Raw genomic sequence first — 15,962 nt, forward strand, 5'->3', positions numbered from 1 at the left:
GGAAGCGTACAACGTTGCGGTGCACAACGGCCGGGTCTATATGAGACATAACAAAACCCCGCTGTTGGGATGGGGCTGCGGGGAAGGATTACGATGCTGTACGACGCCTATGAAATCCAGCGTTCGGTGCTTGCGGGCGCCAGTGCGCTTGCCAATTTCAGCGCTGGGCTGCTGAACAATCCGGCCAATCCCTTTGCCTATTTCGGCGGCGGCCCGGTGCTTGCCTCGGCGCTTGAGGTTTTTGCTCATGCCTCCGCACCGCGCGGCAAGCCGGAATTCGCGCTCGATCATACGGTGATCGACGGCCGCACAGTCGATGTCCATGAGGAAATTGTGCTGCGGAAGCCGTTCGGCCAGCTCAAGCGCTTCGTGCGCGCTGGCGTGGAAGGTGGTCCGAAACTGCTGATCGTTGCGCCCATGTCGGGCCATTATGCCACGCTGCTACGCGGCACGGTGGAGCGGATGCTGCCGGTGGCCGATGTCTACATCACCGACTGGCGCGACGCCAAGCTTGTGCCGACGTCGGAAGGCCGTTTCGACCTCGACGATTATATCGACTATGTCATCGACTTTCTCGCCTATATCGGCGCCGAAGGCGATCCGCGGCCGCACATGCTCGCGGTGTGCCAGCCGTCGGTGCCCTGCTATGCCGCGGCAGCGGTGATGAGCGCCGACAAGCATCCCAACCGCCCGCGCACGCTGACCATGATGGGCGGCCCGATCGACACGCGCGAGGCGCCCACCGCCGTCAACACGCTCGCTACCGAACGCCCGTTCAGTTGGTTCGAGCAGAACGTTATCGCGACGGTGCCGCTCACCTATCCGGGCGCCGGCCGCCGCGTATATCCGGGCTTCCTCCAGCTTGCCGGGTTCATGACGATGAACCTGGGCAACCACCTGATTTCCCACTGGGAAATGTTCAAGCACCTCGTCCAGGGCGACGACGAGGGTGCCGAAGCGACCATGAAATTCTACGAGGAATATCGCTCGGTCTGCGATATGACTGCCGAATTCTATCTCCAGACGATCGACGTGGTTTTCCAGTCGCACGTCCTGCCCAAGGGCGAGATGCGCCATCACGGTCGCTTGGTCGATGCGGGCGCCATTACCGACATCGGTATTCTGGCGATCGAAGGCGAGCGTGACGATATTTCTGGCATCGGGCAGACCAAGGCGGCTCTTACCATCGCGCGCAATCTGCCCGAGGCCCACAAACAGTATCACCTCGCCGCCGGTGTCGGCCATTACGGCATTTTCAACGGCTCCAAATGGCGTAGCCGCATTGCTCCGGTGCTGATCGAGTGGATGGAAACCCACACGGGTTGATCCTGTAGGCGGCGGATTTGCTTCCCGCTCACGGGGCGGGAAGCGAGGAGGCAGTCCATGGCGGTCCCGCGAAATCAATCGAACTTGGTCACCAGCCAGTTCCACGCCAGCACGGCAAGCAGTCCCCAGATCGCTACGATGATCAGGATACCGCCCCAGCTCACCGGTCGCTGAGTGGCACGCTCCGCCGCGATGCGATGTTCTGCAAACTGCTCCGGGGGCACCAGCCGTTCGAACAGCCAGATTCCCAGCGGAATCAGAATCGCGTCGTCCACCAGGCCCAATACGGGAATGAAGTCGGGTATCAGGTCGATCGGCGACAGCGCATAGGCGGCAACCAGCAGCCCCACGGCGCGCGCCGGCCAGGGCGTTCGCGGATCGCGGATGGCCAGCCAGACGGCATGCGCCTCGGTGCGGACGCGGTGAGCAAGCGATGGTCCCATGGCGCCTGCTTCGCGCGCCCGGCGCCGCGGGTCAATTGCCCGAGGGCGCGGATTCTGCAGTGGTTTGCACTTGCGCGTGGCTGCCCGTCTCGTCGGATCGTATGGTGCCGCCGAACAGCATCTTCACGCGGCCCGCGATCGACAAATCGCTTTCCCAGAATTCGGCATTGTCGATATCGAAACGCAGCAGGGCGAGATTCGAATCGCTTTTGCCGCCGGGAAACCAGGCCTCAGCCTGCTTGTTCCAAAGCTTGTCGATCATGGCGAAGTCGTTGTCGATGCGGGCTGTACCCGCCAGGCAGGCGAAGAAATCATGTCCCTTGGCGACGAACTGCGCCATCGCCTTCCCGCCGGCGGCCATCCGATTGTCCTTGCCGATGAAGAAGTACAGCGTGTCGACCTGATCCTTGTCGAGCTGGGCCGTCAGCGGTTCGCTGTGCTGGCCATCCTGCAACCCGACCATCAGGAACGGGCTCCCGCTGAGCTTGTCCCAGAAATGCTGTTTCAGTTCGGCAGTGTCGGCCATGATGGGTCTCCCGGAGTTTCTTGTTCCGGGTAACGTGCAGGGCCGGTCCGGCGTTCCCCCGTGGCCGTCAGCTGGCGCGGGGGTCCGGACCGTAGCGATTGGGCCCGATCACCGGACTCCAGTAGAGCGCGACCAAGAGGATGAGCGCGCAGCCTTCGCCGATCAGCGCCAGCGCCGGCAGACCGGGATATACGCCCAGCGCGGCCTTAACCTGTTCGATCTGGCCGGCGATGGCGAGCGCTCCAATCAGCAACCCCGGCCAGCCGGGCAGACCTGCATCATGGGACCGGCGGAAGATCAGGCCGATCATCGGCAGCATCAGCACCAGCATCAGGCTCTGCTCCACCGCCACGCGACGCCAGAAGGTCGTTACCCCGAGCGCGGTGGGCGGATGGAAGAGGTGGATGAGCAGGAACAGCAGCCCTTCGGCGATCACGATCAGGATCAGCGCGCTGGTCAATTCGCTCCGCGTCGCGCGTCCGTGCAACACGAAAGTCCGGGCGATGGCACGGAGCCCGGTCCGCAGCGAAACGCCATCGCGATAAGTGGCAGCCGTCATGGAAGGGAGGGTGCCGCGCCCGGCACCCTCCGGTCAACCCCTTAGAGGACTTCGAACAGCCCCGCCGCGCCCATGCCGCCGCCGATGCACATCGTCACGACAACATATTTCGCGCCGCGCCGCTTGCCCTCGATCAGTGCGTGGCCGGTCATCCGCGCGCCCGACATGCCATAGGGATGGCCAATCGAGATCGCGCCGCCGTTCACGTTGAGCAGTTCATTCGGAATGCCGAGCTTGTCGCGGCAATAGAGCACCTGCACCGCGAAGGCTTCGTTCAGCTCCCACAGGCCGATATCGTCCATCTTCAGGTTGAAGCGTTCGAGCAGCTTCGGGATGGCATAGACCGGGCCGATGCCCATTTCGTCGGGTTTGGTGCCCGCTACCGCCATGCCGACATAGCGGCCGAGCGGCGTGAGGCCACGCTTCTCGGCGACCTTCTCCTCCATCAGCACCGCAGCGGAGGAGCCGTCCGAAAGCTGGCTGGCATTACCCGCAGTGACGGTGCCGTTCGGCACTACCGGCTGCAGCGCCTGCAGGCCTTCCAGCGTCGTCTCGGGGCGGTTGCCCTCGTCCTTGGCAAGCGTGATTTCCTTCTGCGAGACTTCCTTGGTCTCCTTGTTCACGACATTCATCGTCGCCGTGACGGGCACGATTTCCTGATCGAACTTGCCTGCGGCCTGCGCGGCCGCGGTGCGCTGTTGCGATTGGAGGGCATAGGCATCGCACACATCGCGGCCGATGCCATAGCGCGCGGCGACCACTTCGGCGGTCTGGAGCATCGGCATATAGGTGTCGTTGTGCATCGCGATCAGCTCGCGATCGGGTTCGACGCGCATCGCCGGAGTCTGCACGATGCTGATCGATTCCAGGCCACCGCCCAGCGCGATGTCCATGTTGTCGACGACGATCTGCTTGGCGGCCGTCGCAATCGCCATCAGGCCCGAGGCGCACTGGCGGTCGATCGACATGCCCGGCACTTCCACCGGCAGCCCGGCGCGGAGCAGCGCTAGACGGGCGATATTGGGCGCCTGGCTGCCCTGCTGGAGTGCGGCGCCGAACACCACGTCGTCGACCTGGCCGGGTTCGATTCCGGCACGCTCGATCGCGGCCTTGATCGCATGGCTGCCGAGGGTCGGCGCCGGCGTGGCGTTGAACGCACCGCGATAGGCGCGGCCGATGCCCGTGCGGGCGGTCGAAACGATGACTGCGGAGCGCATTTCCTGTCCTTCCTTCTTCGCTCCCCTCCCGCCTGCGGGAGGGGAATTCATGTGTAAACCAGCCCGATCCACTCGGCGATCAGCGCGGGCTTCTCCTCGCCCTCGATCTCGAGGACATATTCCTGCACCTGTTCCCAGGCGCCGGGATGACGCTCGAAAAACTTGAGCAGCGTGAACCTGCCGCGGACGCGCTTGCCGGAGCGCACTGGCGTCAGGAACCGAACCTTGTTGCCGCCATAGTTCACGCCCATCCGCGCGCCCTCGATCCGGGGGGTATCGGTACGGGCCGCCAGCATCGGCATCAGGGACAGCGACAGGAAGCCATGGGCGATCGTGCCGCCGAAGGGCGTTTCCGCGGCGCGCACCGGATCGACATGGATGAACTGGTGATCATCCGTCGCCTGCGCGAACTGATCGATCATCGCCTGAGTCACCTCGACCCAATCGGACACGCGCTCGGTGCCGATCATCCCGGCCATCTGCTGCGGTGTCACGGTTGCTGCCAAGGCTATCCTCTCACGTAATTATCTTTCATAGGCGGCCATCATCTAGTGAGGCGAAGGGGTTTCCCGCAAGCCTTGACCGACCGGAAATTGGAAAATGTCGACTGACGTAACGTCCTCCTACCGCGAATTGCTGGCAAAACTGCACCGAGCTGCCGAACCCGATGTTCTAAAACCGCTGTTGGAGCGCGCTCGACTCACCCCTGAGTCGCGCGAGGGGGTGATGGATCATGCCCTGGCGTTGCTGGCGGATCTGCGCGCGGCGCAAAATCGCGGCTGGGTGAACCAGTTTCTGCAGGAATATCGGCTGAACTCGTCCGAGGGCGTGGCGCTGCTCAGCCTGGCCGAGGCGTTCCTGCGCGTCCCCGACCCGGAAACCGCCGACCTGCTGATCGCCGACAAGATCGGCGATGCCGACTGGAAGGCGCATTCGGGCAAGTCGAACTCGATGCTGGTCAATTCGGCGACCTGGGGCCTGATGCTCGGCCGCGCGCTGGTGGGGGACGAAAAGACCGGCGTGCTGCGCCGCCTGATCTCGCGGGCCGGTGAGCCCTTCGTGCGCCAGGCGGTGGGCGCCGCGATGAAGATGATGGGCGAAGTTTTCGTGATGGGCCGCGCCATCGACGAAGCGATGAAGCGGATGAAGAAGCCCGAGAACAAGGGCTTCACCGCCAGCTTCGACATGCTGGGCGAGGCCGCCCGCACCCAGGCCGATGCCGAACGCTATTTCCAGGCCTATTTCGAGGCGATCCGGGCAGTGGGGCGCGATCCCAAGGCGGGGCATTCGATTTCGGTGAAGCTCTCGGCGCTCCACCCGCGCTATGAAGTGGCGCAATATGATCGCTGCGTGCCGGAGCTGACCGATATGCTGGCGCAACTCGCCTCCGAATCGGCGGCGCAGGGCATTCCGCTGACTGTCGACGCCGAAGAGAGCGAGCGGCTGGAGATGAGCCTCGACATCATCGGATCGGTCGCGCGCCGGCCGGAGCTGCGCGGCTGGACCGGCTTCGGCATGGCAGTGCAGGCCTATGGCAAACGCGCCCGTGCTGTCATTGGCTGGGCAGACGATCTGGGGCGGCCGATGCATGTGCGGCTGGTCAAGGGCGCCTATTGGGACAGCGAAATCAAGCGCACCCAGGTAGAGGGGCTGTCCGACTATCCCCTGTTCACCCGCAAGGCCGCGACCGACGTGTCGTACCTCGCCTGCGCCCGCGACATGCTGGCGGCGAAAAACATCGTGCCTGCCTTCGCCAGCCATAATGCGCTGACGGTGGCGACGATCCTCGACTGGGCGGGCGATTCGCGCGACTTCGAGTTCCAGCGCCTGCACGGCATGGGCGAGGGGCTGTACGAGCGGCTGGTCAACGAGGAAGGCTATCACTGCCGCATTTATGCGCCCGTCGGCGGGCACCGCGACCTGCTGGCGTATCTCGTCCGCCGCCTGCTGGAGAATGGCGCGAACTCCAGCTTCGTGCATCAGTTGGCCGACGAGCATCTGAGCGAGGAAGAACTGCTCGCCGATCCGGTGGAGAAGATCGCGGCGGTGGGCGGTACGCGGCATCCGAGCATTCCGCTGCCGGTGGAGCTGTTCGGTGCGTGGAAGAATTCGGGCGGGATCGATCTCGCCGAACGGACGGTGTTGGCGGAGACGGCGGCGGCGATCGCTGCCCGGCCCGTCCCGAACGTTCCCCTCCCGCTCGCGGGAGGGGCTAGGGGAGGGGCTGACGTGGCGAGAGCGGACGAGGCTGCAGCCATCCCCTCCCCCGACCCCTCCCGCAAGCGGAAGGGGGGCTCAGACGGGGAGGTAAGGTCCGCCATCGACCGCGCCTCGGCCGCCTTCCCGGCATGGTCCGCCACCCCTGTGGCCACCCGCGCCGCGATCCTCGAGCGCCTCGCCGACTTGCTGGAGGAGAACCGCATCGAACTGATGGCGCTCGCGGTGAAGGAAGCCTTCAAGACCATCCCCGACGCACTGGGCGAAGTCCGCGAAGCCGCCGATTTCTGCCGTTATTATGCGATGCAGGCGCGCACGGGTCTGGCACCCATCGCGCTGCCCGGGCCGACGGGCGAGCGCAACGAGCTGCGCATGGAAGGGCGCGGCGTGTGGGTGACGATTGCGCCATGGAACTTCCCGCTGGCGATCTTCCTCGGCCAGACCGTCGCGGCTTTGGTGGCGGGCAACGCCGTGGTCGCCAAGCCCGCGCCGCAGACGCCGGAAATCGCCCGCGCCGCCGTGCGGCTCGCGATTCAGGCGGGTGTGCCGGCGGATGTGCTGCAGCTGGTGACCGGCGGGCCTGAGGTGGGCGCGGCGCTCACGGCCGACCCGCGCATCGCCGGCGTCGCCTTTACCGGCTCCACGCCGACCGCGAAGAAAATCGCGGCTGCGCTGTTGGAAGGTGACGACCGCCCGCTCGTCCCGCTGATCGCCGAGACCGGCGGCATCAACGCGATGATCGTCGATTCGACTGCGCTGCCCGAACAGGTGGTGGCGGACGTGCTCACCTCGTCCTTCCGCTCGGCCGGCCAGCGCTGCTCGGCGCTGCGCCTGCTGCTGCTGCAGGAGGAGATCGCCGAGGGTGTGATCGAGATGCTGCGCGGCGCGATGGACCTGCTGGTGCTGGGCGATCCCGGCGATCCGCGCACCGATGTCGGCCCGGTGATCGATCAGGCTGCCTATGACAAGCTGATGGCCTATCGCGAGAGCATGAAGGGCCAGTGGCTGAAGACCGTACCGGCGCCTGCCACCGGCCTGTTCGTGCCGCCGACGATGATCCGGCTCGATCGGCCGGAAGACCTGACGCGCGAATGGTTCGGCCCGATCCTGCATGTGGCCACCTGGAAGGCCGGCACGCTCGCCGAAACGGTGGCGCGGGTGAACGCCAAGGGCTTCGGCCTCACCATGGGGCTGCACAGCCGCATCGCCCGCTCGGCCGAACTGGTCGAGGCGGAGGCGCGGGTCGGCAACCTGTATATCAACCGATCGATGATCGGTGCGGTGGTGGGCTCGCAGCCGTTCGGCGGCGAGGGGCTGTCGGGCACAGGGCCGAAGGCGGGCGGGCCGCATTATCTCCACCGCTTCTGCGCAGAGCGGGCGGTGTCGGTTGATACCACCAGCGCCGGCGGCAACGCGACGCTGCTCAGCCTGGATGAAGGCGGTATTTGAGGCGGTAGGGGAGCGCCGGCGGCTGCCGCGCTCCCTGTCCCCGCGATCGCTTGGCAATCGCGCGCCCGCGCGCCTACATCGGCGGCAATGAACGAACCCAATTCCCCCGACCGTTTCAACGAGGAAAAGGCGACCTATGCGGTGCGCGGCGCCGACGCTCCCGATCTGGAGGCGGGGGTCGCGGCGATCCGTAACGTGTTGCAAACGCTACCCGCCCGGCCCGGCGTATACCGGATGCAGGATGCGCGGGGCGACGTGCTCTATGTTGGCAAGGCGCGGGCGCTGAAAAACCGGGTGACAAACTATACCCAGGTTCAGCGGCTGTCGAAGCGGCTGCAGCGGATGGTGGCGCAGACGCGGTCGATGACGATCGTCACGACCAACAACGAGGCAGAAGCGCTGCTGCTCGAAGCGCAGCTGATCAAGCGCTACCGCCCGCCGTACAACGTGCTGTTGCGCGATGACAAATCTTTCCCGTTCATCCTGTTGCGGCGCGACCATGACTATGCCCGCATCCAGCTCCATCGCGGCGCGCGGCGGTTCAAGGGCGATTATTTCGGACCGTTCGCGGGCGCGGGGCAGGTGCGCCAGACGCTCAATGCCTTGCAGAAGCTTTTCCTGCTTCGGAGCTGCACCGACGGCTTCTTCGCCAGCCGCGACCGGCCGTGCCTGCTCTACCAGATCCGCCGCTGCTCGGCGCCCTGCGTGGGGCGGATTGAACCCGAGGCCTATGCCGAACTGGTCGATGATGCGCGCGACTTCCTGCAGGGCAAGTCGACCCAGGTACAGGCCAAGCTGGGCGAGCAGATGCAGACAGCGGCGGAGGCGCTCGACTTTGAGCTGGCGGCGATCCTGCGCGATCGGCTGAAGGCCTTGACCTTCATTCAGGGCAGTCAGGCGATCAACGCCGAGGGCGTGGGCGATGCCGATATCTTCGCGCTCGCCTGCAAGTCGGGCGTCATCGGGATCGAGGCATTCTTCATTCGCGGTGGGCAGAACTGGGGGCATCGCAGTTTTTTCCCGACGCACACACAGGAGGTGCCGGAGGACGAAGTGCTCGCCGCCTTCCTGATGCAATTCTATGAAGATGTGCCGCCCGCCAAGAACGTCTTCGTCGACCGCGACCTGCCCGAGGCCGAGCTGCTGGCCGAAGCAATGGGCGAACGCGCCGGGCATAAGGTGGCGCTGTCGGTGCCCCAACGGGGCACCAGGCGGCGGCTGCTCGACCAGGCAAAGCGCAATGCCGAAGAGGCGCTCGACCGGCGGCTGGCGGAAAGCACGACACAGGCCAAGCTGCTCCGCGAGATGGCCGATCTGTTCGACCTGCCCGAGCCGCCGACCCGCATCGAGGTGTACGACAACAGCCATATCCAGGGCACCAATGCCGTTGGCGCGATGGTGGTCGCCGGGTCGGAGGGGTTCCGCAAAAGCCAGTATCGCAAGTTCAACATCAAGCGGCCGGAAACGATCGCCGGCGACGATTACGGCATGATGCGCGAGGTGCTCAGCCGCCGCTTCGCCCGTGCGCAGGACGAGGACCCGGACCGGGCGCAGGGCGACTGGCCCGATCTGGTGCTGCTCGACGGCGGGCGCGGCCAACTCAATGCGGCGAAGGCGGTGCTCGAGGAACTGGGTATCGAGGATGTCTGCATGGTCGGCGTCGCCAAGGGGCCGCACCATGGCAGGGATGGCCGAGAAGTCTTCCATTTGATGGACGGGACCGAGCGAATGCTGCCGGTCAATTCGCCCTTGCTATTCTATCTCCAGCGGCTGCGCGACGAAGTTCACCGTTTCGTGATCGGCGCGCACCGCGAGAAGCGCGCCAAGGCGATCGGTGCAAGCCCGCTCGACGAAGTGCCCGGCATCGGCCCGGCCCGGAAGAAGGCGCTACTGATGCATTTCGGCACGGCCCGGGCGGTACGCAACGCCAGCCTGGAAGACCTGCAGCGCGCGCCGGGCGTGTCCGCGGCGGTGGCGCAGCAGGTCTATGATTTTTATCATGCGCGTTAGTTCTGCGGCGTGACGGACTCCGGTCGCTCGGGCAAATCTGATACAAGGGACGTGACGCCCTTGGTGGCAACCGCCCAACCGTACACTGCTTCCATCATGTAAAGTCGGAACTGGACGGGATCGACGGTGACTTTCTTCGCGTGCCCGACGCATGAGGGTGAGGTACCGAACAGGATCGAGCGCAAATAGCTCTCCTTTTCCGATCCTGATTCAGCGTGGATGAAGCGGACCGAGATGTCCGGCGCTAGTTGGACGAGGCAAGACGCAACGTCGAAGTACCTTCTATCAATCGATGTGCGAGTTGCGCTGCGAGGAATTTCGCGTTGCGCAAAGCGAAGTCTGACTGCGGGGTCGATCATCTCGGAGCGAGAAAGCGTCAGATCGGGTGCGAACCGTGTTAAAGCATATTCATATAATGCTCCGCGATCATAAAAGGCCCGGCATATAGCGACGCCTGACATTACAATCTCTGGATGGCATTCGCCGTAATATGCACCACCGCTTGCGTTCGTAGTTGGGAGTCCTTTGTAGCAGGCGCTATGAGATATAATAATCTGGTGGAGCGCCCATTGACTATTCGGGTGATTGGGCTTTCCATCTACAACGTCTTTAAGCAATTGCGAGCGAAATGCGTGCGAGCAGCGGATGAACATCTCTGCATTCGATAGGGCTCCTTTGCTTGAGATGTTTTGCCCATTAGGAGTATTGGTGGAAACTTGTGTAGAAAAATTTTTTATATTTATGTTTTTTCCATCAATAACAACGTTTTCTTTTTCTTCTTGCGGCTTTATGTCATTGTCCTGAGCAAATGCCGTTAAGGTTCCGAAAGTTGTAAACGAGACGCTACCGATTAGCGTCACAAATATTCTGATCGTCCTGTTCATGCGTGCCCCCTGACGAGATACCTCGGGTTGGAAGCTTCCCGGGGTTTTTGTGAATATAACATGAATGGACGTCGTGCTTTGAAGTGGAAGCATCCGGGATGAGCTCTAAAGTATCTCGATGGATACTCGCTGCTTGAGCAACTGCGGAAACTGACTAAGCTCTGTGCCATTACAGCGTGGGGATGGGTTGATGGTCAGGCGTAGTGCGTTGGTTGCCGTGTTGCTTTCCACGGCGGGGATTGCTCATGCGGGGGACAAGCCGCTGTATCAGCCGGTGCCGAATTGGGTGAAGCTGGCGCCGACCCCCGACACCAAGACACTGACCGGCGATTCGCCCGCAATGCTGGTCTATGACAGCCAGTCGCGGATCAGCGATGGCGCTAGCTGGTCCTATTTCGAGCAGGCGGTGCGCCCGACCTCGCTCGATGCCCTGTCCAAGGCAGGGACGATCACGCTTAGCTGGAACCCGGCACATGGCGATCTGATCGTGCACAGCGTCGACATTCTGCGCGACGGCGCGCGGATCGATGCGCTGAAGGGCAAGACGTTCACCGTTCTGCGGCGCGAGCAGGGGCTGGAGAACATGATGCTCGACGGCACCCTGACCGCCACGCTGGCGGTGGAGGGGCTGCGGGTTGGCGACGTGCTCGATGTCCGCGCCTCGATAACGGTCAAGGATCCGACGCTGGGGGGCAATGCCGAGGCGCGGGGGCCGCTGGTTTCGCAACCGGTCAAGGTGGGCTTCGCCCGCACGCGGCTGCTTTGGCCGACCGGCGCGGCAGTCCACTGGAAAGCCTATCCGGTCGGCGCCACGCCCGCCGAAAGCGACAATGGTGGCTGGCACGAGGCGGTGTTCAACCAGCCGCTGGCGCGCCAGCCCGACGCCGCCCCCGACGCGCCCGGCCGGTTCACGCGTCCGCCGCTGGTCGAGGCATCCACCTTCGCCGACTGGGCTGCGTTATCGAAGGTGATGGCGCCGCTCTACCGCACCGACGGGTTGATCGCCCCCGGCAGCCCGCTCGCAGCCGAAGTCGCCAGGATCGCCGCAGCGGAAAAGGACCCGCGCCACCGCGTCGCAGCGGCACTCGCGCTGGTGCAGGAAAAGGTCCGTTATCTGCTCAACGGCATGAATAACGGCAATTATGTGCCGCAGAAGCCCGCGGATACCTGGTCGCTGCGCTATGGCGACTGCAAGGCGAAGACGCTGCTGTTGCTCGCCATCCTGCACGAATTGGGGATCGAGGCGGAGCCGGCCTTGGCCAATCTGGGGCAGGGCGATCTGGTCGCGGCGCGGCTGCCTTCGGCGGGTGCGTTTAACCATGTGTTCGTGCTGGCCAAGGTTGGCAGCGAGCAACTGTGGCTGGAAGGCACCGCAACCGGTACGCAATATGAAGATCTGGGCGATGTGCCCTCTTATCGCTGGGTGTTGCCGCTGCGGGCAGAGGGCGCGCAGTTGCTTGCGTCCCCGAACCGGGCGCCCGCGCGACCGCAGCTGATTCTCACTTCGCGCGCCGATGTGCGAGGCGGGCTGGACATTCCGGCACCGTTCGACACGACCGTCGTTTTGCGCGGTGCTGCGGTAGGTGTCTGGAAAGCCTATGCGGCGAACGCCGACAAGGAGACGCTGCGCAAAGCTTTCCGCCAGTTCGCCCTCTCCGCTGGAGAACGCGACACGCTGCTGACGGCAGGCGACATCGCGTTCGACGACAAAGCGGGCACGGCAACGATCAGCATCAGCGGTATCGCAACCCCACGGTGGCAATATCGCGAGCGCCGCTACTATAATGACTTCGTACAAGCGGATGGCATAAAGTTGCCTGACCGTTCGCGCACGATCTGGAAGGACGTGCCGATCGCCACCGGCGATGCTGGACGGGTTGCGACCAAAATTGTCGAACTATTGCCCGGCGCGGGCAAAAGCTTTGCCATCGACGGCAAGCCGGCAGTAGACATCGACAAGCCCGGCGGCCACATCTCCTCTTCGCTTTCACTGCAGAATGGCGCGCTTACCATCGAGCGGGACGAGATGCAGACCGGGGCGGAGATCGCCGCCGCCGATCTGCCCGCTGTGCGCGCAAAGCTTGCCGAGCTGCGCAACCAGAAGCTCAGCATTCGTACCGACGTCGGTTATCCCGGACCCTGGTATGGCGTGGAAGCGGCGAAGCAGGCGCATCTCTATGATGTGACGCTGCAACGCTATGCCAGCTATATCGCCGAACGTCCGGAAGAAGCCGCGCGCTATGCGGCGCGCGCGCGCTTCCTGTCGAAGATTTTCGAGCGCAAGCAGGCCGTGGCCGATTTCGACAAGGCGATCGGAATTGAGGCAAGTGCCGAATATCTGGTCGCGCGGGCTGCCCTGCGGGTGTCGCTGGGCGACAAGGCTGGCGCGATTGCCGATCTTCAGGCGGCGCGCGACCAGGAGCCGGGCAATGTAGCACTGCTTGCCCGCCTTACCCAGTTGATGGCTGATACGGGCAAGAAGGACGCCGCGCTGGCGTTGCTCGATCCGAAGATCGATGAGGGTGGCGAAAATCTTCAGGCGATGCTTTCGGCGAAGGCGACGGTGCTGTCGCATGCAGGCGACGGGGATGCTGCCTTGGCCGCGCTCGACAAGGCGCTCGCCGACAGGCCAGACGATGGCGGTCTGCTCAACAATCGCTGCTGGATCGCCGGGACGATGAACTTTGCGCTGGATGAGGCATTGAAGAACTGTACGCGCGCAATCGAGCTGGGCGGTCAGAATACGGCAGTGCCGCTCGACAGCCGGGCGATGGTCTATTTCCGCATGAACCGGCTCGGCGACGCGCTGACCGACCTTAATGCAGCCATCGATCAGCGCCCTGGTTCCTCGGCCAGTCGCTATATGCGGGGCGTGGTGGAAATGCGGCTGGGCAAGAAAAGCGAGGCTGCGGCGGATCTTCACGATGCGCGGCTGCTGAATCCGGAGATCGACAGCGATTATGCGCGCTGGGGGATCAAGCCCTGACGCGCTTTCCAATTTCTTCATTTCGGTCGGTGTAAGCAGCAGGCACAACCCCTGAATACTTCCGCATGCTTGCGGGGGGATCGGAGAAATGCCTGCGTGCCAACTCATGTTTTCCTGACGATCGATACCGAGCTGATGTGGGGGCATCACGCATCCGGATGCGACCTGGAGACCATTGCGGCGCGCTCGCTGGAACCGGCGGGGGTGGGCGTTTCGTGGCAGCTCGAACAGCTGGCGCGACATGGCCTGAAGGCGTGCTTCTTCGTCGATCCCATGCCGGCGCTGGCGCATGGTCTGGGGGCTATAACACGGATCGTCGAGACCATCCTGTCTGCGGGACAGGAAGTGCAGCTTCACCTCCACCCGATCTGGGCCGGTGCCTGCCCTGATGGCCGCAGCAAGGGGGCGGATCGCGACCTGCTGACCGATTATGATCTGGAGGAGCAGCGTGCGCTCCTGCGCGGTGCCACCGAATTGCTGGTCGCCGCCGGCGCGTCGCAGCCCATCGCCTTTCGTTCCGGTGCCTATGCGGCGAGCGACGATACCCTCACTGCTCTGGCGGAACAGGGTTTCGTATATGATTCGAGCCACAATGGCTCCGAACATCCCTGGCCCAGCGCCATCGGCCTGCCGGCGCGGCAGATCGCGCCGGTTCTGTATCGTGGGATCGTCGAGGTGCCGGTCACGCTGATCGACAGCGGCGCGGGACTGCGCCATTTCCAGATCTGCGCGCTCTCGGCGCGCGAGATGAAGGCCGCCCTCGACCATGCGGTCGCCGCGCGCCACGCAGCGGTGACGGTGGTCAGCCATGGCTTTGAGCTGGCCAACCGCGCCGGTACGCGACCCAATGCCGTGCATGTCCGCCGGTTCGAGGCGCTGTGCACGATGCTGGCGGCGCGGCGCGATGCGTTGCCGACAGCCCATTTCGCGGATCGCCCGGATCTGCCGCTCGATCAGACGGACGCGCCGCTGGGCCCCAATCTGCTTCGTACCGGGCTGCGTCAGGCGGAACAGATCTGGTCCAATCTGGTGGAGGAGCGCGCTGCATGAATGTCGCGCGCAGCGTGCCGCTGAAATTCGCGATCGGCGCGCGGACTCTTTTCACGGTGCGGCGGCGGCTGGTGCGCGTGCCGCTTACCTGGACGGAGGCGCGCGCGGGGGCGCTGCCGGTGCTGCCGCACTTGCCGGCGGATGCCCATGGCTATGTCGTCACGTCGCTGCCCACCGAGAGGCTGGCGGCGCTGCGTGCAGCGTCCGGGGGCATGCTCGCCTTTGCGCGGCAGTACTACACCCGCTACGCGGTCGATCTTCGGCAAGGCTTCGACGCCTGGCATTCGGGCCTGTCGGCCAACACGCGGCAGGGGCTGCGCCGCAAGGCGAAGAAGCTCGGCACGCCCGATGTCCGCTGCTTCCGCACGCCTGACGAACTGGACACATTCTACCCGATCGCCCGGCAGATTTCGGCTCGGACCTATCAGGAGCGTCTGCTCGATGCCGGACTTCCGGAGACACCGGCGTTTCTGGAGGCGATGCGGCGCGGCGCGGCGGCGGATTCGGTTCGCGCCTGGCTACTCCATGTGGATGGGGTGCCGGCCGCCTATCTCTATTGTCCGGCCGAAGGCGACACGCTGCTCTATGCGCATGTCGGTCATGACCCGGCGTTCGAGGCGCTTTCGCCCGGCGCAATATTGCAGTTCGAGGCGCTGCGCGACCTGTTCGCCGAAGCCCGCTTCGCCTGGTTCGACTTCACCGAAGGGGAAGGGCAGCACAAGCGCCAGATGGCGAACATGGGCGTAGCGTGCGTGGACCTGTTGCTGCTTCGGCCGACATGGTCGAACCGGCTTGCCATTGTGGGGCTGGCGGCGTTCGATGCTGGCGTCGCGCTTGCCAAGGCGGCCGTGCGTCGCCTCGGCATCGAGCGGCTGGTGCGGCGCCTGCGCCGCGGCTGAGACTCAACCGGGCAAGCGATCGATCCGTGCGGCGGTGTAGCCATAATAGCTGGAAACGCGGTCGGCATAGCCCTGGGTAAATTCGGGCGGGTTGCTGGCCCAGCTCGGCCCGCCTTCCAGCACGCGGCGGTCGATCGTCACGACATAATCATCCGCTGCCGGATCATAGGCCAGCGCCTCGAACGGCAGCGGATAATAGCTTTTGCCCATACCCAGAAAGCCACCCAGGCTGAGAATGGCATAGAGAGTCCGGCCGCTGCCCTTTTCGACCATCAGTGCCTGCACCTGGCCCAGATTGTCCCCGTCGCGGCTGCGCACTTTCAACCCTTCAACGCGGGCAGTTACGAGCAGGCTGGTATCCTCGGACGTTTCGGACATGATTGCTTCCTCCGCATG

At 64.4% G+C, this 15,962-nt stretch carries 13 protein-coding genes; 6 read left to right on the forward strand and 7 right to left on the reverse strand.

The features are described 5' to 3' along the window. Window positions 1-93: 93 nt before the first annotated feature. The gene (locus tag ACT53K_RS02990) at window positions 94-1,326 is read left to right on the forward strand and encodes a polyhydroxyalkanoate depolymerase (RefSeq protein ID WP_476227042.1); all 1,233 of its coding nucleotides are present in this window, start codon (window positions 94-96) and stop codon (window positions 1,324-1,326) included. Between the two features lie 74 nt (window positions 1,327-1,400). Here the strand turns inward: ACT53K_RS02990 and ACT53K_RS02995 are convergent, their stop codons facing one another. The 5 genes from ACT53K_RS02995 to ACT53K_RS03015 all read right to left on the reverse strand — a co-directional run bounded on the left by ACT53K_RS02995 (window position 1,401) and on the right by ACT53K_RS03015 (window position 4,550). Next, entirely contained in the window at window positions 1,401-1,769 is a 369-nt protein-coding gene (locus tag ACT53K_RS02995; RefSeq protein ID WP_476227043.1) for a YkvA family protein, read from the reverse strand. 31 nt (window positions 1,770-1,800) lie between these two features. Further along, window positions 1,801-2,295, reverse strand: a complete 495-nt coding sequence (locus tag ACT53K_RS03000; protein WP_476227044.1) for a pyridoxamine 5'-phosphate oxidase family protein — start codon at window positions 2,293-2,295, stop codon at window positions 1,801-1,803. A 67-nt stretch (window positions 2,296-2,362) separates the two neighbouring features. Next, window positions 2,363-2,854, reverse strand: coding sequence for a DUF805 domain-containing protein (locus ACT53K_RS03005; protein ID WP_476227045.1), 492 nt, complete (start codon window positions 2,852-2,854; stop codon window positions 2,363-2,365). A 41-nt stretch (window positions 2,855-2,895) separates the two neighbouring features. After that, complete coding sequence (locus ACT53K_RS03010; protein ID WP_476227046.1) at window positions 2,896-4,071, reverse strand: acetyl-CoA C-acyltransferase; 1,176 nt, start codon at window positions 4,069-4,071, stop codon at window positions 2,896-2,898. A gap of 47 nt (window positions 4,072-4,118) precedes the next feature. Continuing rightward, window positions 4,119-4,550 carry a MaoC family dehydratase gene (locus tag ACT53K_RS03015; protein ID WP_476227279.1) on the reverse strand — a complete coding sequence of 144 codons (432 nt, stop codon included), beginning with the start codon at window positions 4,548-4,550 and terminating at the stop codon, window positions 4,119-4,121. A 121-nt stretch (window positions 4,551-4,671) separates the two neighbouring features. Between ACT53K_RS03015 and putA the strand changes: the two genes are divergently transcribed. Then, complete coding sequence (putA, locus tag ACT53K_RS03020) at window positions 4,672-7,737, forward strand: bifunctional proline dehydrogenase/L-glutamate gamma-semialdehyde dehydrogenase PutA (RefSeq protein ID WP_476227047.1); 3,066 nt, start codon at window positions 4,672-4,674, stop codon at window positions 7,735-7,737. Window positions 7,738-7,824: 87 nt separating this feature from the next. Beyond that, on the forward strand, window positions 7,825-9,747 hold the full coding sequence (gene uvrC / locus ACT53K_RS03025) for an excinuclease ABC subunit UvrC (RefSeq protein WP_476227048.1): 1,923 nt from the start codon (window positions 7,825-7,827) through the stop codon (window positions 9,745-9,747). Here uvrC and ACT53K_RS03030 read toward each other — a convergent pair. Further along, entirely contained in the window at window positions 9,744-10,631 is an 888-nt protein-coding gene (locus tag ACT53K_RS03030) for a hypothetical protein (protein WP_476227049.1), read from the reverse strand. The two genes, uvrC and ACT53K_RS03030, sit on opposite strands and share 4 nt — an antisense overlap. A 190-nt stretch (window positions 10,632-10,821) precedes the next feature. Here ACT53K_RS03030 and ACT53K_RS03035 point away from each other — a divergent pair, with 190 nt between their 5' ends. The 3 genes from ACT53K_RS03035 to ACT53K_RS03045 all read left to right on the forward strand — a co-directional run bounded on the left by ACT53K_RS03035 (window position 10,822) and on the right by ACT53K_RS03045 (window position 15,566). Continuing rightward, window positions 10,822-13,617 (forward strand): DUF3857 domain-containing protein, encoded by a 2,796-nt coding sequence (locus tag ACT53K_RS03035; protein ID WP_476227050.1) that lies wholly within the window; start codon window positions 10,822-10,824, stop codon window positions 13,615-13,617. 96 nt (window positions 13,618-13,713) lie between these two features. Next, on the forward strand, window positions 13,714-14,667 hold the full coding sequence (locus ACT53K_RS03040; RefSeq protein ID WP_476227051.1) for a polysaccharide deacetylase family protein: 954 nt from the start codon (window positions 13,714-13,716) through the stop codon (window positions 14,665-14,667). After that, window positions 14,664-15,566: a GNAT family N-acetyltransferase gene (locus tag ACT53K_RS03045; RefSeq protein ID WP_476227052.1), complete on the forward strand. Its 903-nt coding sequence runs from the start codon at window positions 14,664-14,666 to the stop codon at window positions 15,564-15,566. The genes ACT53K_RS03040 and ACT53K_RS03045 overlap by 4 nt, the downstream gene beginning before the upstream one ends. Window positions 15,567-15,569: 3 nt before the next feature. Here the strand turns inward: ACT53K_RS03045 and ACT53K_RS03050 are convergent, their stop codons facing one another. Continuing rightward, window positions 15,570-15,944 (reverse strand): PRC-barrel domain-containing protein, encoded by a 375-nt coding sequence (locus tag ACT53K_RS03050; protein WP_476227053.1) that lies wholly within the window; start codon window positions 15,942-15,944, stop codon window positions 15,570-15,572. Window positions 15,945-15,962: the final 18 nt, after the last annotated feature.

Source organism: Sphingomonas sp. DMC8 (assembly GCF_056314185.1).